Source organism: Streptomyces sp. NPDC002773, from assembly GCF_040295605.1.
GTDB lineage: Bacteria > Actinomycetota > Actinomycetes > Streptomycetales > Streptomycetaceae > Streptomyces.
Genome location: NZ_JBEOVO010000015.1, coordinates 1 through 20,733, shown reverse-complemented (window position 1 = coordinate 20,733; position 20,733 = coordinate 1). Strand labels below are relative to the sequence as shown.

Sequence of the window (20,733 nt, the reverse complement as noted above, 5' to 3'; positions counted from 1 at the left end):
CCGCGGAACGTACCCCTACCGCTACCGCGGATCAGCCCGCGAGCAGCTTCTTCACGGAGGCGGCGACCCGTCCGCCGTCGGCCTGGCCGACCACCTTCGGGTTCACGATCTTCATGACGGCGCCCATGGCGCGCGGCCCCTCGGCGCCGGCCGCCTTCGCCTCCTCGACGGCCTCCGCGACGATCCCGTCGAGCTCCTCGTCGCTGAGCTGCTTCGGCAGGTACGCGTCGAGGATGACGCCCTCCGCCTTCTCCCGCTCGGCGGACTCGAGACGACCGCCCTGGGCGAAGGCGTCCGCGGCCTCGCGGCGCTTCTTCGCCTCCTTGGCGATCACCTTCTGCACCTCGTCGTCGGAGAGTTCGCGCTTGGTCTTGCCCGCGACCTCCTCCTTGGTGATCGCGGTGATGGTCAGCCGCAGGGTCGAGGAACGCAGTTCGTCGCGCCCCCTGATCGCGGCGTTGAGGTCGGCCTTGAGCTTCTCCTTGAGCGTGGTCATGAGGTCAAGTGTGGCAGGTGGGCCGCCCCACCCGCCCGCGCATTTAGGCTCCACGGGTCTGCGACGATGGGGGGATGCGCGCACGCTACGGGATCCCCCTGAAGATCACGGCAGGCCTCACGGCGACGGCAGCGGCCGGACTCGTCTACGCGGCAGGCTTCGAGGCCCGCTCGTTCCGGCTCCGCCGCGTGACGGTCCCGGTGCTGCCACCGGGCATGAACGACCTGCGGGTGCTCCAGGTATCCGACATCCACATGGTGAGCGGCCAGGGCAAGAAGCGGGCCTGGCTCCACTCCCTCGCGGGGCTCCGCCCGGACCTCGTCGTCAACACCGGCGACAACCTCTCCGACCCGGAGGCGGTGCCGGAGGTGCTCGACGCGCTCGGCCCGCTGATGGAGTTCCCGGGGGTGTACGTCTTCGGGTCCAACGACTACTACGGGCCCAAGCTCCGCAACCCCGCCCGCTATCTGCTCGAGAAGGCGCAGGGCAAGCACGGCCTCAACGGCAACAAGCCGGCCGTCGGCGCCGTCCACAACCCCTGGGAGGGGTTGCGGGACGCGTTCGACGCGGCGGGCTGGGTGAACCTCACCAACACCCGCGGCCGGCTCAAGCTGCCGCAGGCGGACCTCGCGTTCACCGGCCTCGACGACCCGCACATCAAGCGGGACCGGTACGAGCGGGTGGCCGGCGGCCCCGACACCGCGGCCGACTTCACCCTGGGCGTGGTGCACGCCCCGTACCTGCGCTCGCTCGACGCCTTCACGGCCGACGGGTACGAGCTGATCCTCGCCGGGCACACCCACGGCGGACAGCTGTGCGTCCCCTTCTACGGGGCGCTCGTCACCAACTGCGACCTGGACACCGACCGGGTCAAGGGCCTCTCCATCCACACCGCGGCCGGCCGCACCTCCTACCTGCACGTCTCGGCGGGCTGCGGCACCAACCGGTACACCCCGGTCCGCTTCGCCTGCCCGCCCGAGGTCACCCTGCTCACCCTGACGTCCCGCGGCTGACCGCCTACGGTGGGGAAATGCCCCGCACGCCGAACACCCAGGCGGCACCGGCCGTCCCGGCCGCCGCCGTGGTCCCCACCGTCCGCCGGCCGTACGCGGCGGCCTTCCGCGCCCTGATCGCCCTCGCCGCGACGACGGGCCTGGTCATCGAGTGCGTCCACGGGAACGTGCTCGTCGTCCTGAGCTTCTTCACCATCTGGTCGAACATCCTGGTCGCCCTCGTCGCCGGCTGGAGCGCCGTCCGCGCCTGGACCCGCCGTCCGCCGCTCCCCGCCCGGTGGACCGGCGGCGTCCTGCTCTGCATCACGGTGGTCGGCCTCGTCTTCCACCTGGTCCTCGACAACGAGGCGAGCCGCTTCAACCAGGCCGCCGAGATCGGCGCCCTCACCGGCGCGAAGGCCGTGGCCAACCAGCTCCTCCACACCGTCACCCCGATCGGCGTGGCCCTCGACTTCCTCCTCCTCACCCGCCCGGGAGCACTGAGGTGGCGCCACGCGGCCCAATGGCTCGCGGCCCCCGGCCTCTACCTGACCTTCGCCCTCACCCGCGGCGCCCTTCTCTCCCCCGGCACCCCGACCCGCTACACGTACCCCTTCCTCGACGTCACCGCCCACGGCTACGCCGCCGTCCTGACGACCACCGCCGTCCTCGGCGCCGCCTTCTACGCCCTGGGCCTGGCCATCGTCGGCCTGGACCGCATCCGACCTGCACCGCGACCCCCCGAAAACCGGATTTCGCCTCAGCGCGCGCGTGGGCTAAAGTAAGCGATGTCGCCGCGACGCGTAGAGCAGAGCAGCGACATCGGGGTGTAGCGCAGCTTGGCAGCGCGCTTCGTTCGGGACGAAGAGGTCGTGGGTTCAAATCCCGCCACCCCGACACTGGTCAGAGGCCACATACCAATCTTGGTATGTGGCTTCTGTCGTATCCAGGGAGCCAAACAGGGGGCCACCCGGAAATGATCACTCCTCGGGCGTATCCACCCCCGGATCGTTGGCGAAGATCTCATCCATTGCTTCCGCCCCCTGCGTGATCACCGGTCGGAGCTGCTTGCGGTACACCGCTTCCGTCGTGGCCTGACTGCTGTGCCCGACCAGGAGTGCGATGCGCTCCAGCGGAATGCCGTGGTCGGAGAGCAGCGAGACGAAGCTGTGGCGCAGCTCCCTCGGCGTCCACTCCGGAGCCAGACCCGCCTTCTTTACGATGGCCCGGAAGTCTCGCCGCACGTTCGCCGCGTCCAGAGGCTCACCGCTCCGGGTCGTGAACACCAGACCCGTCCGGCTCCACTCCATACCCTTCGAGGCCCGCTCCTGCTTTTGCCACCGCAGGTGGTCTTCGAGCACGTCGACGACCTGCTTCGGGAGAGCGATGGTCCGGCGGCTCTTCCTCGTCTTCGTGTCGCCGTGCCTTCGCACCGACCGCCAGACCGCAACGTGGGCAGGTACGCCTTCGTCCGTAGTCAGGAAGACGTGATCCCAAGTGAGCGGCCGTGCCTCCTCGGTACGCACCCCGCTGAGGAGCGAGAGAACGAGATAGGCGTAGAGCCGCGAGCCACGCGCGGACGCCAGCACCGCCTTCGCCTCCTCGACTTTGAGCGCCTTACTGGGACGCCCCGGCTTCCCCTCGGGCGCCGTCACCAGCAACGCAACGTTGCGGACAGCCTTGTCCCTGCGCTGAGCATGGGCGATGGATCGGCGGAGCACGGCAAGGATGTCCCGCACGCTCCGCGTCGCCAGGACCCCGGCCCGGTCGTCGAGCCAGTCATCCACGTCATCGGCGCTCAGGTCCTTCAACTTCGCCTTACCGATGAGCGGGATGACGTGCTTCTCAGCCAAGCGACGGTTCTTGGTGACGGTCTCCTCGTCACGTCCCTTCAATCCCCGCTCCAGCCAGTCCTTGACCGCCTCCGCCACGGTGTAGTTGGCGGGCGACTTGACCCCGCTCTCGACCTCCTTCTTCAGTTCGCGGAGCTTCGCTCGAACCTCGGTCTTGGTCTTGCCGTACACCTTCGGCCGGCGGCGCTTGCCGTTGGGAGCGAACCCCAGGGAGACGGCCCCCACGTAGCGGTTCTTCGCCGCATCCCAGTAGATGCTGTCCTCACCATGCCCCGCCCTGCGGGTGGGCTTGGGGGTCTCGGTCATGCTGTGCCCTTCCATGCGGCGGGCCGCCCCCTGAGGGAGCGGCCCGCTGTTCTTGGGAGTTTGCTGTCAGGCCGCGGTTTCGGCCTCACGCTTGAGGAGGTCTACGTACTCCTCGATGTACTCGGTGGGTACGAGACGCCGGCGCCCCACACGGACGGTTCGCAACCGCCCCATGCGGATCTGCTCGTACGCCGTGGAGCGCTTGATGCTGAGCACCTCGGCGGCGGCCTCGATGCGGTGAAGCCGATGCTCCGTGGGCAACTCGGCGGGAACCGTAGCCATGGACTGCCTCTCCGTCCGGGACGACGTATCGGGGCCCGTCGGCCCCCTTCTGGGAGGTCCGCTACAACCGCTACATCCGCTACATCGCAGGTCAGCGGGTGTTTTTGTGTAGCGGATGAGGGGCCATGTAGCGGCTACGCGCCGAGTCGGGACTGATCGCGTAGCCGCTACATCAGGGCCTTGCCGCTACACCCGCGCCCCCTGTGACCAGGGGTGTAGCGGATGTAGCGGATGTAGCGCTTATCCGGGGAGGGGGGCCGGGCAGTAGCGGGCCCACGCGTCGGCGAGGTCGGCCGCGTAGTAGCCCTTGAGGACCCCGCCCGCGGTGCGGATGTTGCGGGCGACGACGGGCGTGTTGTCCACGGTCATGTACTCGCGGAGCATTTTCGACAGGCCCCGGGAGTCGAGCGGCCGGCCGTTCATGTCGGCCCACGGGGCGTCGTCGAGCGCGTTGAGCCGGTCGATGATGGCGACGGTGGGCAGGCGGTCGATGCCGATTAGGACGTGGTCCCGAAGGTCGGTGAGCAGGCGGATGCCGATGCTGCCCTTGTCGTCGACCTGCGAGGCGTTGACCAGTTCCACGCACGCGGTGCGCGCTCGCTCGGGCCAGTCCCCACCTGCCTCGTCCGCGATGGCGAGGAGCGGCTCCCACACGTCGGCCGGGCGGTCGGTGACCCCCTCGGGCATCTCCGGCCACGCCTCCCGGACGCGGTCGCGGACCTGATCGGCCCAGGCAGCGAGCTTGTCGCGCAGGGCGTGGCCTTCCTTGCGATGGATCCGCTGCCGGTAGGACTCGACCTTCTCGTTGCGAGCGCGGCGGCGCATCCGGACGATGACGGACCGGGTCAGCACCGTGTCGGGCAGGGAACCGAGTCCGGCCATGGCGACGGCGCAGTAGGAGTCGAAGACCTGCGCGTTCTGGTTCGAGCCGTCCCCGACGCACCGCAGCGCGCCGCCGATCCTGCGGTATCCGGCGTTCAGGAACCCTCGGAGCGACTCATCGGCGTTTGCCTTCGGTCCGAAGATGGTGTCCACCTCGTCGAACAGGACGGTGGGCAGTCCCTCGGAGGAGCCGACGAGCCGGTAGAGGGCGTTCGCGGACGCCGAGACGGTGCTGACGGCCCGGGGGGTGAGCAGCTCGATGATCTCCAGTGCGCGGGACTTGCCGGAGCCGGGCTCCGGGGAGAGGAACGCGATCCGCGGCGTGGTCTCGAAGCACTCGACGAGGTGGGCGTGGGCGTCCCACAGGGCGACGGCGACGTAGGCGGCCTCCCGGGGGAAGACGTTGAAGCGGCGGTGGAAGGCCTCTACCTCGTTGAGCAGGGCGGCGCCGTCGATCGGCTGCTTGGTCATGCGGCTTCCCCTTCGGTCAGGAGCTGGCGGAGACGGGAGGCGGGGTGCGGGTCAGAACCAGTGCGGACGCCTTCGGCGACGACCTTTCCGGCGCCCACCCTCCGCAGCGGCTGCGGCCGTTCGGCGGGGCTCACGCGGTGGCTCCCAGGACGGCGCCCATGCCGTTGGTGACGGCGCGGCGGGCGTAGGGCTCGGGGACACCGACGGCGACGGCCGCGTCGATGACCTGCTGGCCGAGCGTGTCCATCCCGCACGGGCCGGGGCAGTGCGTGTGCTGTCCGGCGAGGAACCGGGCGACCCCGTACGCGGCGCTCCCGGCCCCCTTGTCGGGGTGGGCCCGGATGCGGTCGATCCCGCGTTCCAGGCCGCTGCGGACATAGGTCTCGGTGTGGCGACAGCCGGTGGCCACGCTCCGGTCCCACCGGGCCGGGGACAGGGAGGAAGAGTCCACCCCCGCGCGGGGCCGGGTGGTCTCTTCCCTCTCCACCAGCGCGAGGACGAGCGGCGGCAGCACCGCCATGATGCCGGTACCGGGGCCAAGCCAACGGGCGTAGGCCATGAGGGACTTGATGTCGACACCGGGCCGGACATGGTTGGCGGAGCGCATCCTGCCCCGGTAGATCCAGTGCTCGCCGCGCGTCGTGGTCACGGTGAGGGTGGGGGGCAGGGTGGCGCGGGCCCAGGCGACGGCTTCGGCGTCGTCGAGGTCGACCACGGTCACCCCGGCGCCGCCCGGGTGGTAGGCGACGGCCCCGGCGCGGTGCCACGCGGCCGTCCAGGCCGGGGAGGAGAGGACGTGCGGGTCGGTGGTGGCGGCGGCCCAGGCGTGGCACGGCCACGGGCACCGGCAGGGGCCGGGGGTCTTCATGTTCGGCCGCCCGCCGCACGCGTTCTTCTCGCACGTCGGGCAGTTGCCGAACGGGCCCTTCCCGGCGCGCAGCGGCAGGACCGGCAGTCCGCCGACGGCCAGCCGGAGCGCGGTGTTCAGGGCGGCGGGTACGGCCGTCATGCCGCCACCCCCACAGCCAGACCGAGGGCGGTCCGGCGGGCCTGAGCGCCGACCCAGGAGGCGTAGGCCGGGGGGATGCATTCGCGGATGCCGTCGCGGTTCATCCACGGGACGCCCATGACGCGGCGGGCGTGGCCGACGCCGGAGAAGTTGCCGACGAACTGGCCGTAGTGGCCGGGCGGGATGGGGCGGCCCATCTTCCCCTGCGGGACCAGGTGGGCGGGGTGTCCGGGCGGGGTGAGGGTCCATCCGCCGGTTTCGAAGTAGCGGTGGCGGTAGGTCTCCAGGCTGAACATCGCCCCGCACAGCATGACCGGCTCACGCAGCTTCGGGACGGCTCCGGCGACATTCTCGATGACCCACGGCCGCCCGGTGGATTCCAGGGCCGTGCGGGTGGGCGCGATCAGGTCGGGGTGGGTGTTGCCCTGGATGCGCTGGCAGGCGGAGTCGTGCTGGCAGGGCGGGGAGGCGTGGATGAAGTCGAAGGCGGCGCCGTGCTCGCGGATGAACGCGACCGCGTCCGCCTCGATGAACCGGTAGGGGTAGCGGGGCTGCGGGGCGATGTCGACGCCGACGACGTCGAACCCGGCGGCCACGTATCCGGCGGCGGCGCCGCCCTGGCAGCAGAACGCGTCCAGCAGCAGCGGCCGGCGGCCGTCTCGCCGGATCGGGATCGGATGGGTCATGCTGGAGACCTCCGCAGGTCTGTTGAGGATCGGGAGATGAGGGCGGCCCCGGACTTTGGTGAGACGGGGGCCGCCCTCTGTGCTGTCACGCGGCGAACAGGCCGCGTTGTCCCGGCTCGACGTCGATGTCGACGACGGCGGGCGGGGAGTCGGTGGCGACCGGGGCCGGGACGGTCAGCCGCTGGTCGGTGATGGGGCCGTCGTTGTGGAACCGCCAGGTGCCGACATCGTGCTGCGGCCGGTCCGGTCCCGGCCGGGTGTAGCGGCGGGGCTCATCGGAGTGGGTGGCGTTCCACTCCTCCGCGCACACCTTGTGAACGGGCTCATCGGCGTGGGACCGAAGCGGGGTCGGCTTGCCGCACAGGCCACAGGGTCGGTTGCGGGTGCGGTCGAAGTGCCGGGCGTCGCCCCAGTCGAGGAGGGGGTCCATGTCCGGGTCAGAGGTTCTGGACGGTCTCGATGAGCGAGGCGGCCAGGGTGTTGATGGGCTTGGCCGCGCCGGTGGAGGCGAGGAAGAAGCCGAACCCGGCGGCGATGAATGCGGCTCCGGGGCCCAGGGTGCGGGAGCGCAGCAGGAAGAACAGGACGAGTCCGAAGAGGGCGACAAGCGAGACGGTGATGGCCACGATCAGGGGTCTCCGTTCGGCGGGGTGAGGTGAGTCAGGGAGGGAGGCAGGGACGGCCCGGGAGGGGCCTCCGGAGGGGGTTTCAGGGCGCTGAGCTGGGGTGCCTCCCTGGCTCCCTGGCGGGGTGTTTGTGCTGGTCAGGTCCAGGGAGGCGGGTCAGGGAGGCGGTCAGGGAGTTCTCCCTGTCTCCCTGCCGCCTCCCTGCTATCGGGCGGCGGTTTCCGGGGTCTCGTCGCCGCGCTCGGCGAGGGCGCGGGTGACCCGTCCGGCGTCGACGACCATGCGCCCGTCGGACTTGCGGGGCGGGGCGCCGGCCGCTTCGAGGACCTGACGCAGGTCGGAGAACGTCCACTCCCGGTACTCGCCCGGGTTGGCGGCGGCGAGGCGGCGCAGGACTTCCTGGGTGAGCATCTTCGACTCGTCGCCGAGGGCCGCGGCGATGTCGGCGAGCGCGTCCACCGCGTCCGTGGACGGCTCGACGGCGGTCTGGGTGGTGACTCCGTCGCGCAGGTCCTTGGCGCGCTGGGCGATCTCGGCGGCGGCGTTGTCGTCGATGTAGTGGGTGCGGACCGTGATGGACGGCTGACCGGCCGGGATCTTGATTCCGTCGGACGCGACGACGACGGTGCCCTTGTCGAGCCCCTGACGGAGCAGGTGCGGGGCGGCGCCACCGTCGACGGCCTTGTCACCCAGCGCCATGCGGGCCTGCGACTCGGTACCCAGGACGAGGGAGATGCGGGTGTGGGCACCCTCGCGGACCAGCTTGGGCAGGTTCTGATCCGTCGGGTCCTGCGTGCCCTCCCACAGCAGCACGTCCACCGCACGGCCCTGGTTGTGCACCTTGCGGACGGCCATGAAGTACCGGGACGTTGCCTTGGACCCGCCGTAGGGGCGCTTGTCGTCGCCGACGGCCGGGCACATGAACGCGACCTGCGCCTCGTCCACGATGCCGATCAGCGGGTCGAACTTCGTGCCGGGCGGGGCCTGCAGACGGCGCTCCATCTCCGCGACCAGGCCCTCGACCATCTCGGTGGCGTCGATGACGTGGTCGTCGGTCGGGCCCTGGATCAGGACGGTCGCGATGCCGTCGAACATGCCCCAGTCGCCCACGCCCTTGAGGTCCGCGATCCGGAACTCCACCCGTCGGTCCAGGGCGAGCCAGAGAGCGAGCGCGCGCAGTGAGGCGGTCTTCCCCTGGTTGGACAGGCCCGTGATGAGCAGGTGCCGCTGGAAGACGCTCATCGTGGCCGCGTCACCGCGCAGGTCCTGGCCCCAGGGGGCGCGCCCCTTGGCGTAGTCGGCGGTCATGGTCGTGTCCGTGACCAGCGGGGAGGGGCCGATCGGCTCGTCCAAGGCGCCGGAGTCCGCGATCCACAGGCGGACCGTGCGGGCCGCTTCGGGGATCGTGATGAACACTTCGTGCTCGTGACGGGCCAGGTTCTCCGCGAGCTTCTTGCGCCGGTTCTGCACCTCCTCGGTGCTGACACCGGACGGCAGAGTGACGTCGACCTCGACACCGCATCCGGCGATCCGGATCGGGCCGAGCATCGCCGCACCCGCATCACCCATCTCCTTGATCGCGTTCCGAAGCGGGGCGATGCCGAGATCCCGCAGCGCGGTGACCACGATGGACGGGGTGATCGGCGCTCCGGCGTCGTCGGCCCGCTTGCCCGCGGGAAGGGCCCACTGCGGGGCGGTGGCGCGCTGGCGTCCGACCGCCCACAGTCCGGCGAGCGCGAGAAACGGCCCGACGGCCATCAGCGGGCCCCACACCATCTGCACGATGACGACGAGTAGCCGGATCAGCTCGATCAGCGCCATCAGCGGGGTAAAGACGTCGGACGGGTCCTTGGTGGCGATGGCCAGGGCGACGCCGATCGCGATCAGTCCGCCTATGCCGCCGGCCGCGCCGATCGCGGCGCTCTTGGCCATGTCCTGCGGGGCGGTGAGCAGGTCCATGCGCCGCTTGTGCCGCTCCGTGCGGAAGCGGTGCAGCCGCTCCTCCCACTCACCGGCCGCCTCATAGTTCCCCGCGGCTTCCGCCGCCCGCAGCAACCGCTCGTAGCGGGCGCCGGTCCGGCCGTCCCATGCGCGGCGGGTGACAACGCGGGTGCCGCCGATGACGTAGGAGGTGTGGCGGACGGTCAAGCGGGCCGCCTGACGGGTCCGCTCGTGCTTCACCGCGCCGACCACGGCACGGCGCGTGCGGACGAACACCCTGACCGGGCGGGGCCGCTGGAAGGGTTCCGGTACGACCGTGAGCGGGACGGCCGGGGCGGTGGGCTCTTCGGTGGGCGGGTCCTTGAACAGGCGGACCACGTTGTCGGTCATGCTGGAGTTCTCCTGCTGCTCGAAGGGGCGGAGGGAGGGACCCGGGGACGGCGCGGTTTCCTTGGCCGGGACGGCCGTCCCCGGGGCACAGCTACTTCTTGGCGTTCTTCTCGGCGCGCTCGCGGGCGCGGTCGATGATGCGGTCGACCTTCTTTTCCAGGTCCCTCTGGTGGACGGTGTCGCTGGCGATGGACCGCTTGCACATGCGGGCCACGTTCCACGCGATCCGGGCGTGCTCTCCGGCGGTGAGCTTGGGGTAGTTCGGGTCCTGCTCGGTGCTCTTCTTGCTGGCCACGACGGTGTCCCTTTCCGGTGCCGGGGCTGTCCCGACTCCCCACCCGCCCCCGACCCGAAAGGGCAGAGGGCGGGCAGGCAGGCGTCAGTCCTGCGTGGCATCCAGGCTCAGGAGCCGACCTTGCGGATCTCGTGGGCGTGGACCAGGACCGGGGCGATCCAGATGCTGATCCGGTCGACGGTCCACCGGCCGTTCGTGAGCGGGCCGGGCGGGACCTCGTCCAGGACCCGGCCGGTCTTGCCGACCGCCCGCGGGTCGTCCTCGCACGCGACGATCAGCACCGTGTCTCCGGCACGGAACATGTCACTTCCCCTTCCGGCCCCGGCGGGCCTTGCTGAGGGTCTTGGCCGCGGCCTTGCCGTCCGGGCCGCCGACCGACTTCACGACGCTCACGACGCCCCAGGCGAGGACGGCGGCGAGGAAGGCGAGCAGGGCCAGGTTGGCGGCGATGGCGGTGAGCGCGCCGACGAGCAGGGGGCCGAAGTAGACCCCGGCGGCGACGGTGCCGGCGCCGATGCCGGAGCCGAGCGCGATCCGCTGGACGGTGCGGTCCGGCGGCGCCTGGTGGATGTGCTGGTGGACCACCTGAGGGGCCGCGGCGGTCGGCTGTATGGCGGGGAGGTGGTCGGCGTAGGCGTAGGTGCCGTCCGGGAGTCGTACGACCCGGACCGGCTCGGGGAGGTTGTCCACGGGTGTCACGTCCTCTCGTCGCCGCTCAGACGGCGGCGGTGTCGGGGTAGGCGCAGGGGGTGCACATGCCGAGCGAGGGCGGGATGCGGTATCCGGCGTCCCGCCCGCACTCCGGGCAGACCCGCCGGGCCGCGTTGGCCCGCTCCAGCGCCGCCCACCGAGCCGGCGTCATCGGCCGGACCGGGCGGGCCAGGTCGACGCGGTAGAGGAACGCGACCAGCGGGCCACGTTGGCGGCGGGGGCGTTCGAGCTGGGCCACCACCGGCTGACCGCCGGGCCGCAGCCCGATCGCGCGGAGCTGCCGGAACGTCGCCAAGCCCTCGGGGGCGAGGCGCCAGCGGTAGACCGGAAGGGCGCTCATGCCGCCTCACCGCGCTCGATCTTGAGTGTGTCGCGCAGCCACCGGCCCTTCTCCGGCGAGGTCCGCAGCGCCTTGCGGATCCCGTCGGCGGTCAACTGCTCCACCGGCCACGACTCGGTCAACTGACGCGCTTCGGCAAGGAGTTCGTCCTTGGTGCGGCGCGGCTGGACCGATCGGGCGACCTGCGGGACCCGACCGGTCGCCCGCCGGCGGGGTGACTGCTCGGCGGCCACCGCCCGGACCGCTACCCGACCGGCCGACTTGACCGGCGCGGGCTCAGGAGCGCCCGGGGTGGGCTCTTCCTGCCCGATCGGGTCAGGGTCGACAGAGACCGGTTCGAGGGCGGGTACGGGCAGGTCAGAGGTAGACCGTTCCGTGATGCTCTGGGTCGATTCCTCCGCATTTACGGGGTCGATCGGTCGGGTAGACCGGTCTACCGCCAGCTCCACGACCATCTCGGCCGGTCCAGCGGCCGGGGCGGGGGTGGTCGGGGCGCCGAACATGTCGGCGAGGGCGGCGTCGGCTCCGGCGGTGACCCGCTGCCGCTGGACATCGAGCAGCTTGTCCCCGAGGGCGAGGTCACCGGCGCCGACTTTCCGCGCGAGCTTCCACGACTGAAGGTCCGACTTCCGCCGGATCTTCTCGTCGGGATGGTTCGCGGCGCGGCCCCGGTGATAGGCGAGGGCCTGCACGATCGCCGCCGCGTGTGCCTCGGCCTCGGCGTCGCGGCCGTCGCGGTAGACGACGATCCGGCGGGCCAGGAACGCGGCGCCCTCGGCGGAGGCGGTCATGCCCATCGGGGTCAGGGCGTAGATGACCATCTCGCCGGGGGACTTGGCGGCGGTGGCGGACATGGCGGACGCGGCGGCGGGAAGAGCCCACAACCCCGCCCGGATCACGCGCGGGGAGGACTGCCCGAGCATCGTCAGCCCGAGCAGCACGATCGCCAGCACGGCGGTCGCACCCTCACCGGCCGCGACCGCACCCACCGCCGTCCCCGACCCGAACATCGTCGAGATGTTCGTGTAGGTGCCGTACCCGCCAGCGATGCCGGTGCCGAGCATCGGCACGAACGCCGCACCCAGCACAACCTTCTGCGCCCGACCCAGCGGCTTGCCCGTGGCGCTCACGACACGGCTCCGGGCATGGGCGGGTTGGTCAGGCCGGTCATGGCGGCGATCTGGTCGCCGGTGAGCTGGGTGTGCTCGTTCATGGCGTGGGCGGCGGTGCGGATCTCCCGCCACAGCAGGGCGATCTTCTGCCGGGCCATGCCCTGGACCATGCCCCAGGACTTTCCGCCGGCCGGGACGTGGTGGCGGCCGAGCAGATAGCCGTGGGCGGCGAGGGCGTCGATGGCGTGCTCGCGGTCGTGTTCGGCGGCGCAGGCGGCGGCCCGCTCCGGCGTCCACAGGCCGTAGGCCATGAGGTACTGCACCTGGGCGACCTGTCCGGCGGCGCAGTGCGCGGCGAAGTGCCACGGCCAGACGTTGGCCGCGTTGAAGCCGGTTTTGCCGGTCAGGGCGTATCCGTCGTCGGTGACGTTCCAGGCGATGACCTCGCTGGTCGTCACGTGGATGCCGTAGGACATGGCGAGCACCGCGTGTCCGGCCTCGTGGAACGCCATGCCGAGCCGGGCCGCTTCGTAGTCGAGCGGCATCTCCAGCCACGGCTTGGGCTGGCCGTTGTGGTCGAGCAGCGCGCTCGGGTCGGGGGCCGTCGTCATCACGCCGCACCGCCCGACTGCGCCAGGCCGGCGCGGTTGGTCAGGTCCCGGCGCTCCGCCAGGACCCGGTGGCGGGCCCGGCGGATCCGCCGGACGTCCAATTCGGTGGCCGGCCGGTCGAGGGTCATGATCTGCGCGTCGAGCAGGTCGACCTCCGCCAGGATCAGCGGCATCTCGGTCTCGATCGCATCCAGCTCCGAGTCGGACGGCTCGCGTCCGAACGGGGTGGCCGTAACAACGGCCTGAAGTGCAGCGATGGTCTTCATTGGGTGTGTTCCTCTCAGCCAGGAACGGCCCGAACCGACCCCCCGGAGTTCCCGCTCCGGGGGGTCTCGCCGTTAGAACCAGGAATCCGGCTCCCCTCGACCCCGCCCGTACGGCACCCCGCGAACGGGGTCCGGACGGGCGGAGGAGGCAACCGGCCGCAGCCCGACAGGCCGCGAAAGGGTTGAGCGCGCGGGTCTTACCGCGCCGCCGCCTCACCAGGAGACGGCCTTTCTCTTCGATCACTCTGTTCAGTTCTCAAGGAACGAGCATTCGGGGCCCACTCCCTTGAGGGAGATGAGCCATCCCGAACTAGCAGGCATAGCTACGTACCTGACACCCCGTCCGACTTGTCTGGAGGAGTGACGTGCCATCAGTTTGTAGATGGAGGCTTGGCGAGTCAAGCCCCCTGGTCTAACTTGTACGGAGGAGTTGGCTCGATGCCGGAAAGGGTGCCGTGCGAAGAGGTATGACGAAGGCTCAGGAAATCGCTGCTGACCTGCGCGATCAGATCGTGAGGGGGGCCTTGACCCCTGGCGACCCCCTGCCAAGCGAATCGAAGATGATGGCGGGGTACGGCTACAGCCGCGAGACGATTCGCGCCGGCGTGCGGGTGCTGGTCGATGAGGGGCTAGTCGTCACAGGGCAGGGGCAGGGCAAGTACGTCCGCGAGGACTACCCGCCTGTGGTGTGGAACTGGTCGACGCTGGAAAGCCGCAGCCGACACGCGAACGCGGTCGAAGGAAAGACTGCCGGCGACCAGTGGGCCAGTGCCGTGGCCGAGGAGGGGAAGGCTCCAAGGCAGGACATCACCGTGTCCATCGTCGAGCCGCCGGCGCATGTACGCGACGCGCTCGCGCTGCCGGACGGCGGCTTGGCGGTGGCACGCAAGCGCATCCGCTACGTGGACAACCGCCCGTATGCGCTAGCCGACTCGTACTTCCCTCAGGATTTGGTCACTGGCACTCTCCTGATGGAGCCGCGCGACGTCTCAGCCCCCGGCGGCGTGCTGGCCTCCGTAGGCATCATTCAGACCAAGTACAGGGACGAAATCGCAGTCCGCATGCCGACGAAACACGAGGCAGAGCTGTTGGCGCTCCCCGCCGCGACACCGGTAGCCGAGCACACCCGTACCGGCTACGACGCAGACGGCAAGCCGCTGCGATGCATGGTCACCATCCTTCCCGGAGACAGGCACAAGATCCTCTATGAAGTCGACACCGACTGAGTTCCTCCGCCCCGCGAGGGCGGAGGACGTACCGGCCCTGATGGCGCTCCGGACTGAGGCCGAGTCTTGGCTGGGGTCCAAGGGGACCGACCAGTGGAGCGACCCCGAGACCGGGGCCAAGGCGATCACCAAGTGGCGCGCGTCGATCGATGAGGGGCGCGCTTGGGTCGTTGAAGGCGGCTCCGGCGCGATCCTGGCGACCGTGAGTCGCGGCCCCGTAGACCGTGACTTCTGGGCAGACAGCGATCAACCAGAGACAGCGCTTTACCTCTACAAGCTGATCGTCGGCCGCAGCGCGGCAGGCCGGCGCCTTGGGGAGCGCATTGTTGACTGGACGTCCAGGCTGGCAGCGACAGAAGGACGCGACTGGGTGCGCATCGACACGTGGCGCACGAACGTAGGGCTTCACTCGTACTACGAGCGGCTTGGGTTCAACCATGTCCGGACAGAGGCGCCTTCCCACCGTCGGTCGGGGTGGCTCGCCCAGCGCCCCGTCCATGTCCTAAGTCTGCCGGAGATGCCTCTGACCGTAGGTCGACCCGCAAGAGAGCGGTCCCAGGAGGGGGCTGTTCCTAGCCCTCGTTAGTTGCTTCCTCGGGCCCTGACGGGGGGCCAAACGGGGGGCCAACGCCTACAGACCCTCTTGGACAGTCCTGGACAGTCCTGGACGCTCAGCTAGCTGAACGTCCAGGTCGCGCAGAGGATGGCCGACCTCACACGCGCGGGAAATCGCGTTCGGGACGAAGAGGTCGTGGGTTCAAATCCCGCCACCCCGACGCTGGTCAGAGGCCACGTACCAATTTTGGTACGTGGCCTCTGCCGTATCCGGGGGAGCCACCCTGGTACACGCCGTCGGCGCTCTTCTCGGACAGCAAGGGCAACGAAGGGGGTAGTCGGACGGGTGCCCGTCCGACTACCCCCTTCATCATTCAACTGCCGGAACACCCATCCCTGATGCGGCAGACCGGGTGAAGACCACGGGATCTTCCCGGACGGCCTGCCTCGGGGTCATCGCGTCGGATCGTGTGAGCCCTCGCGCTTGCGCTTCCGTCGGTCATGAAGATTGTCCGCGGTCCAGAACACGAAAGCTGCGAGGAGCGCGGAGTAGAGAATTGTCGGCACGACTGAAGGGCCGTCGTCTCCGAAGAGTTCGTCCACCAGTTTCCAGAGGGCCGCTGCGGAACATCCTGCCGCCAACCCCCAAGAAGGGCCCTTCCATTTTTTCGGAACGTTCATCGGTTCGCCATCACGGTCGAGGGTCCTATCGCCCGGTGGGGCGGATCCGTCTCGATCCGCCCCACGTTGCATCGCCTTTGTCGAGGCGCCTACTCAGCCGGCTCCGGCCCTATCGCCACCAGCGTCCCTTCCTGATGGCTCTCCACTTCCCTCTTCCCAGTTTCCATACGTTCTTGGCGTGTCCCCAGCCTTCGGTCGCCCCGGTGAAGGCACCAGCAGCAGCCCAGGCACACGCGGCCCTGCCACCGTTGTTGCGGACGCATCCCTGGCGGCTCACCCAACTCTTGGTCGAATTGTAGGCGCCGCGCACTCCGCCTCTCTTGTACGCCCGATAGGTGGCCCGGCCGTAGTGCCAGGCCCGCTTTCCGGCGCGATAGGCCTTGTAGGTCCTGCCCACTACTCCTACGTAAGGGCACCAGGAGAAGCAGATGGATCCCACCGAGTACAGGAAGCTGACGGTGTTGTTCTTGCTCCGGCAGGTCTCACTGAATGGGTTCCAGCAGCGCTTGCCGTCGAGGTCGAAGTTGTTCACGGGATCTCCGTGCCCGTATTCGTAGGCGTTCGCGCTGCCCCCGTATACCGGGTCCATGGAGAGGAACCGACCTGTGGCCGGGGCGTAGAGGCGGGCACCCATGAGCATGAGACCGGTGAGCGTCTCACTGGAGCGCTGCTTGGCTCCGAGCCAGTTGTAGCGGACGGCGGGCTGGCCGACGCGGGGGTTGCCGTACTCGTCGTTGTCCAGCACGAGCGGAGCGTCGGCGGTGTCCAACGGCAGCTGGAGGGCGACGTCCCCGTGGATGCTGGTCAGCTGCAGAGCGGTGTCGCCGCTCGCGCTGGTGGTGGCGGCGAGGTCGCCGGAGGCCGAGTCGACATTGCGGGTTATGGCACCGTCGGTGAGGTTCTCGATCGTCCAGCGTGGGTTGTCGCTGTCGCCGTCATAGTGGTTGATCTTGGACGCGGTCTGTGTCCAGGTTCCGTCGCCGCTTTCTTCAACGGTCCAGGAACGGCGTCGCTGGTTGACGTCGAGCTGCCAGGTCTGGCGCTGGCTGCCGCTGGTCTGCTGGTGGACCAGGTCGTTGGCGTAGTAGCCGATCTGGCTGCCGGGCAGGGTGGTGGTGCGGCCGAACGCGTCGTACACGTAGTCGGATCCGATGAGGCGGTCGGCGCTGTCGTAGGTGTAGGTGGTGCTGGTTCCCCCGGTCGTGGGGCATGCGGCGCCGGCCGTGCCGGTCGCGGTGGTCAGGGAGGTGCGGTTGGTCCGCTTGTCGAAGCCGTAGCTCCGCTGGGTGCACACGTCGCCGACTGTGTCGTTGATGGAGGTGAGGCGACCAGTGGCGTCGTAGGAGTAGTCCTGTGTGGACCAGCCTGTGTGCCTGGTGACCTGGTCGTGAACAGACTTCTCGACGGTGTCGGAATAGACGACCTGGCCGTCGCTGTCACGGGTGTAGAGCCGGGACAGCGTGGCCCCGGTGGTGTCCTCCTCGACGGTCAGGGTGTATCCGCCGGGGAGCTTCTCGGTGGCGACTGAGCCTTCAGCGTCGTAGGTGACAGCGAAGGTGCCGGCGATCGAGTCGGTGGTGGAGGTGGCCAGTCCACGGGGTTCCGTACTGGTGTCGTAGGCGTAGGTCACCACGGACGGGGCCGAGTCGGTGCTTCTGACCGGACGGTCGAGCAGGTCGTACTCGGTTCGGGTCACGCCGCCGTCGGCGTCGGCGTAGGAGATCTGGCGGCCGAGCTTGTCGAACTCCTTGCTGATGGTGCCGCCGGTCGGGGAGACGGTCTTCACGGCCTGGCCGGTGGCCGGGTCGTACTCGGTGGTCGCCTCCGGGACGGCCTGCCCGATACCGCCGGTCATGACCGTCTTGGTCGGCCGGCTGGCGTTGTCGTAGCTGGTCGTCGTGGTTCGGGTCACCCCGTTGGCGGTCTCGATGACCTTGGCGGGGTTGCCCCACCAGTCGTACTCAGTGGTGGTCACCGGCAGCTGTGACGGGTTCGTGCCGCCGCCGATGACGGCTCCGGCAGGTCCCGTGGAGCAGACCTGGTCCGCCCACTCGGGCCGACCGGCGCAGGTGCCGGTGCCGGTCGCCGTCCAGTAGGTGGTCACACGGGAGCCCGCGTCCGTGCCGGTCGTCTGGGGCAGGAGCTGCTTGGTGACACGGCCCTGGTCGTCGTACTCGGTGGTATCGGTGATGGCGAGCCCAGCCGGGTCCTTGACCGTCTTGACCGGCAGGCCCTTGACCCAGTCGTAGACCGTCTGGGTCACACGCGGATCAGCCATCGCGGTGGTGCCGAGGACCTGAGCGCCGGTGGTGACCTTGGTGACCTGGTTCTCGACCTTCGCCGTTCCGTCGGTCGGACGGCCGGCGTCGTACTCGTTCACCTTCCAGGAACGACCCGTGGTCGACTCACCCGTGCCGGTCACCGTGATGCGACGCAGCGGCCCGAATTCCTCCAGTTCACGCAGCCCCTTGGAATCGTAGACGGACTTCGTGGTGAGGAGGTCGGCGCGGTCCGAGGCCGTCAGGCCGACGATGCCGAGGTCGGTCAGGGTGGCCTGGTCGGCTGCCGTGCCGCCGAGCGCCAGGGCCCGGTTGCCGGCCGTCAACTCACGGATGACGCTGCCAAAACGGTCATACTCGGTGGTCGTGACGTTCCCACCAGGCGTTACACCGTTCACTTGGCGCCCGGAGGCGTTGGTGTAGGTGATCGACGCGCGGCGGTAGTCGCCGGCAGCAAGCTGGTCGCCGGAGTGTGCGCCGGGGACGGCGTCGGCCGGGAAGACCGCAGTCGCGTCGGCGGGGGCGTCGGTCTGGCCCCAGATCTGCACGTCTGCGGCGCTCATCTTGTAGGGGGCACCGTCCCCGGTGAGCGGAACGTCGTAGACGATGCTCGTCGAGGCGGTGCCCGATTCGACGTCCTTGGTTCCCGGCTGCAGGCCGGAACGGCTCGCCTTGAGCAGCATGCCGTCGCCGGCGGTGGCTGCATTGCCCGCCTTGCCGTAGGTGAAGGCCCACGGAAGCTGGCCGGGCGAGGTCAGAGTGGTGACGCGGCCCGCCGCATCGTAGGCGTAGGCGGTGACGAGCGCGGGGCTGATCTGCGGGTTGTAGGTCTCGCGCAGTCGGCCGGAGGCGTCGTACCGGTACTTCTGAACACCCTTCGCCGTGGCCACGGCGGCGCCGGGCTCGGTCGACCAGGCCCGGACTTCCCTCACCTGGCCCGCGACGTCACCGAAGGCGGTGCCGGTCGCGGTGGTGGCCGTGGCGTAGACGTACTCCAGCGCGCGACAACCCTTCGCGGACGGCGTCGCCGTACACGTCGTGGCCGAGACCGCGGAGGTCGGCGCGATGATCAGCTTCGGACGGGCGAGCTTCTTGCCGTCCACGGTGACGCTCTCGGAGATCACCGTGGTCGTGGACTGAGCGAGCCCTTCCAGGCTGCTGGAGGCGACCTGCCACGTCGTGGCGGCCGCGTCCGGCTTGGTGAAGACGGTCAGTGTGCCTTCGGTGTCCTTGAGCGTGAACGACCCGGTCAGGGCTCCTGTGAGCGTCAGGTCCTCGGCGCCCGGCTCGGGCTTCCAGCCGCCGCTGGTGGTGGCGGTGAAGCCGAGTTCCTCGCCGTCGGCATCGACCAGCGCGACCGAGGTCACGGAGGTCTTCTTCAGGTAGGCCCAGTCCGACTCGGTCAGCTCGGCCGCGGTTCCCGAAGTCCACTGGGGACCGAAGATCGCCGCCTGGCCCTCTTGCTTGGCTCCCGCGTCGGGACGGCGCGAGGACGCCGTACGCGACACCGACAGGCCGAACAGCGACGTGTCACTCGCAGACAGGGTGTAGTCACCGGTCAGCAGGTTCACCGAACCGGGCCCAGCCTCCTCCGAGGGAGCGGTCCCGGCATTGCGGTCGAGCGTGATCTCGTTCGCCGGTGAGTACACGGGGGTGGAGGTACCGGTCTGCGCGAATGCGGCGCGGACCTCGATCGGGCCGTCCTCGGCCAGGCTGTCGGTGATGTTCCATGTCAGTCCGGCCGACTTGCCGTTCGTCACCGCGACAGGCCAGGCCGGCACGGCTTCCGAGCCCTGGCGCACGTCGGCGGCCGGGACGGCCTTCCACGTATCGGTCTCTCCACGGCGGTACTGGTAGGTCACGCCGGTGTACGAGGTCAGGCCCTCGGCGGACAGACCCACGCGGCGAGCCGGGCGCTCGCCGGCTCCAGGCGTCAACAGCGCCGCTCCGGAGCCCGCGTAGAAGACGTGGGCACTCTCGGCGGAGACGTTGCCGGCCGGGTCCACGGTGCGGGTGGTGACGGTGTGCTTGCCGGCGGGGAAGGTGAGCGTCTTCGTGACGGCCGCGCCGGTGGTGGTGGCGGACTGCCAGGTGGTCGCCGCGTCCAGCTTGTACTCCACCGATGCCACGTCGCTGGTGGGCGGGGTGAAAGTGAACGAGCCGGAGAAGTTGTTGCTGGCATCCGGCGTGCCGGACCAGGTGTTGGCCGGGTAGTCAGCGGAGGAGACCGTGCTGGTGGCGGGCTTGGTGGTATCGACGGTGAAGTACACCGACGGCGTCCAGTTCGACCAGGCGTTGCCGTCGTTGATACGGCCCTTGTACCAGTAGGTGCGGCCGTTGACGAGCTTGCCCGCGGGCACGGTGTGCGAGACGGTCTTGTTCAGGACCGGGTCGCCGGTGCCGGAGTCGTACACCTCCAGATTCGTCGCGCCCTCCCACAGCTCCCACTTCGACCGCAGGAAGTGCGTCTCGGCGTCACTGGCGGTGTAGGAAAGCGCCGGGGTCGTGGTGGTGACCCAGTTCTTGCCCCCGTGGCTACGGCCCGGGGTGGCCTTCATCGGGTTCCCGGCCACCGGGATCGTGTTGTACGTGACCGACACGTACGGCGTGTTGGAAGCCGCGTTGCCCGAGTGGAAACGCTTCCACGAGTACGGGTCGGACTCGGTGGTGGCCTTGATGCCCATCGAGTTGCTGCTGTTGCCGTTGGCGGCCCAGGCGGTGGC

Annotated in this window: 20 protein-coding genes, 1 tRNA gene and 1 pseudogene; 5 read left to right on the top strand and 17 right to left on the bottom strand. The window is 69.8% G+C overall.

What is annotated here, in order from left to right; translation table 11 throughout:
- Positions 1 to 31 precede the first annotated feature (31 nt).
- The gene (locus ABT034_RS19485) at positions 32 to 496 is read right to left on the bottom strand and encodes a GatB/YqeY domain-containing protein (protein WP_351216745.1); all 465 of its coding nucleotides are present in this window, start codon (positions 494 to 496) and stop codon (positions 32 to 34) included.
- A 74-nt stretch (positions 497 to 570) separates the two neighbouring features.
- On the opposite strand from ABT034_RS19485, the gene ABT034_RS19480 reads away from it, so the two are divergent.
- The 3 genes from ABT034_RS19480 (at position 571) to ABT034_RS19470 (ending at position 2,385) form a co-directional block, all read left to right on the top strand.
- Positions 571 to 1,509, top strand: coding sequence for a metallophosphoesterase (locus tag ABT034_RS19480; protein WP_351216743.1), 939 nt, complete (start codon positions 571 to 573; stop codon positions 1,507 to 1,509).
- A gap of 17 nt (positions 1,510 to 1,526) precedes the next feature.
- Positions 1,527 to 2,273 carry a Pr6Pr family membrane protein gene (locus ABT034_RS19475; protein ID WP_351216741.1) on the top strand — a complete coding sequence of 249 codons (747 nt, stop codon included), beginning with the start codon at positions 1,527 to 1,529 and terminating at the stop codon, positions 2,271 to 2,273.
- Positions 2,274 to 2,311: 38 nt separating this feature from the next.
- Positions 2,312 to 2,385, top strand: a tRNA-Pro gene (locus tag ABT034_RS19470).
- Between the two features lie 83 nt (positions 2,386 to 2,468).
- Here the strand turns inward: ABT034_RS19470 and ABT034_RS19465 are convergent.
- From ABT034_RS19465 to ABT034_RS19395, 15 genes and pseudogenes are all read right to left on the bottom strand, one after another.
- The gene (locus ABT034_RS19465; RefSeq protein ID WP_351216739.1) at positions 2,469 to 3,647 is read right to left on the bottom strand and encodes a site-specific integrase; all 1,179 of its coding nucleotides are present in this window, start codon (positions 3,645 to 3,647) and stop codon (positions 2,469 to 2,471) included.
- A 66-nt stretch (positions 3,648 to 3,713) separates the two neighbouring features.
- Entirely contained in the window at positions 3,714 to 3,929 is a 216-nt protein-coding gene (locus ABT034_RS19460; protein ID WP_351216737.1) for a helix-turn-helix domain-containing protein, read from the bottom strand.
- 172 nt (positions 3,930 to 4,101) lie between these two features.
- A pseudogene (locus ABT034_RS19455) lies at positions 4,102 to 5,282 on the bottom strand (DUF3631 domain-containing protein).
- 130 nt (positions 5,283 to 5,412) lie between these two features.
- Complete coding sequence (locus tag ABT034_RS19450) at positions 5,413 to 6,291, bottom strand: bifunctional DNA primase/polymerase (protein WP_351216733.1); 879 nt, start codon at positions 6,289 to 6,291, stop codon at positions 5,413 to 5,415.
- Positions 6,288 to 6,977 (bottom strand): SAM-dependent methyltransferase, encoded by a 690-nt coding sequence (locus ABT034_RS19445; RefSeq protein ID WP_351216731.1) that lies wholly within the window; start codon positions 6,975 to 6,977, stop codon positions 6,288 to 6,290. The genes ABT034_RS19450 and ABT034_RS19445 overlap by 4 nt, the downstream gene beginning before the upstream one ends.
- An 85-nt stretch (positions 6,978 to 7,062) precedes the next feature.
- A complete protein-coding gene (locus tag ABT034_RS19440) occupies positions 7,063 to 7,407 on the bottom strand; it encodes a hypothetical protein (protein ID WP_351216729.1) in 345 nt (114 codons plus the stop codon).
- Between the two features lie 7 nt (positions 7,408 to 7,414).
- The gene (locus ABT034_RS19435; protein ID WP_351216727.1) at positions 7,415 to 7,603 is read right to left on the bottom strand and encodes a hypothetical protein; all 189 of its coding nucleotides are present in this window, start codon (positions 7,601 to 7,603) and stop codon (positions 7,415 to 7,417) included.
- 204 nt (positions 7,604 to 7,807) lie between these two features.
- Positions 7,808 to 9,934 carry an FtsK/SpoIIIE domain-containing protein gene (locus tag ABT034_RS19430; protein ID WP_351216724.1) on the bottom strand — a complete coding sequence of 709 codons (2,127 nt, stop codon included), beginning with the start codon at positions 9,932 to 9,934 and terminating at the stop codon, positions 7,808 to 7,810.
- A gap of 91 nt (positions 9,935 to 10,025) precedes the next feature.
- Complete coding sequence (locus ABT034_RS19425; RefSeq protein ID WP_351216722.1) at positions 10,026 to 10,229, bottom strand: DUF6257 family protein; 204 nt, start codon at positions 10,227 to 10,229, stop codon at positions 10,026 to 10,028.
- 107 nt (positions 10,230 to 10,336) lie between these two features.
- A complete protein-coding gene (locus ABT034_RS19420) occupies positions 10,337 to 10,531 on the bottom strand; it encodes a hypothetical protein (RefSeq protein ID WP_351216720.1) in 195 nt (64 codons plus the stop codon).
- 1 nt (position 10,532) lies between these two features.
- Positions 10,533 to 10,919, bottom strand: coding sequence for a DUF6251 family protein (locus ABT034_RS19415; protein ID WP_351216718.1), 387 nt, complete (start codon positions 10,917 to 10,919; stop codon positions 10,533 to 10,535).
- A gap of 25 nt (positions 10,920 to 10,944) precedes the next feature.
- Entirely contained in the window at positions 10,945 to 11,280 is a 336-nt protein-coding gene (locus ABT034_RS19410) for an RRQRL motif-containing zinc-binding protein (protein WP_351216716.1), read from the bottom strand.
- Complete coding sequence (locus ABT034_RS19405; RefSeq protein WP_351216714.1) at positions 11,277 to 12,410, bottom strand: conjugal transfer protein; 1,134 nt, start codon at positions 12,408 to 12,410, stop codon at positions 11,277 to 11,279. Before ABT034_RS19405 ends, ABT034_RS19410 begins: the two co-directional genes overlap by 4 nt.
- Positions 12,407 to 13,003 (bottom strand): hypothetical protein, encoded by a 597-nt coding sequence (locus tag ABT034_RS19400; protein WP_351216712.1) that lies wholly within the window; start codon positions 13,001 to 13,003, stop codon positions 12,407 to 12,409. The genes ABT034_RS19405 and ABT034_RS19400 overlap by 4 nt, the downstream gene beginning before the upstream one ends.
- On the bottom strand, positions 13,003 to 13,269 hold the full coding sequence (locus ABT034_RS19395; protein WP_351216710.1) for a DUF6284 family protein: 267 nt from the start codon (positions 13,267 to 13,269) through the stop codon (positions 13,003 to 13,005). Before ABT034_RS19395 ends, ABT034_RS19400 begins: the two co-directional genes overlap by 1 nt.
- Before the next feature lie 467 nt (positions 13,270 to 13,736).
- On the opposite strand from ABT034_RS19395, the gene ABT034_RS19390 reads away from it, so the two are divergent.
- A complete protein-coding gene (locus ABT034_RS19390) occupies positions 13,737 to 14,495 on the top strand; it encodes a GntR family transcriptional regulator (RefSeq protein WP_351216708.1) in 759 nt (252 codons plus the stop codon).
- Complete coding sequence (locus ABT034_RS19385; RefSeq protein WP_351216706.1) at positions 14,476 to 15,081, top strand: GNAT family N-acetyltransferase; 606 nt, start codon at positions 14,476 to 14,478, stop codon at positions 15,079 to 15,081. Before ABT034_RS19390 ends, ABT034_RS19385 begins: the two co-directional genes overlap by 20 nt.
- A 759-nt stretch (positions 15,082 to 15,840) precedes the next feature.
- On the opposite strand, the gene ABT034_RS19380 is transcribed toward ABT034_RS19385, so the two are convergent.
- A partial coding sequence (locus ABT034_RS19380; RefSeq protein ID WP_351216704.1) for an RHS repeat-associated core domain-containing protein occupies positions 15,841 to 20,733 on the bottom strand: 4,893 nt, incomplete at its 5' end.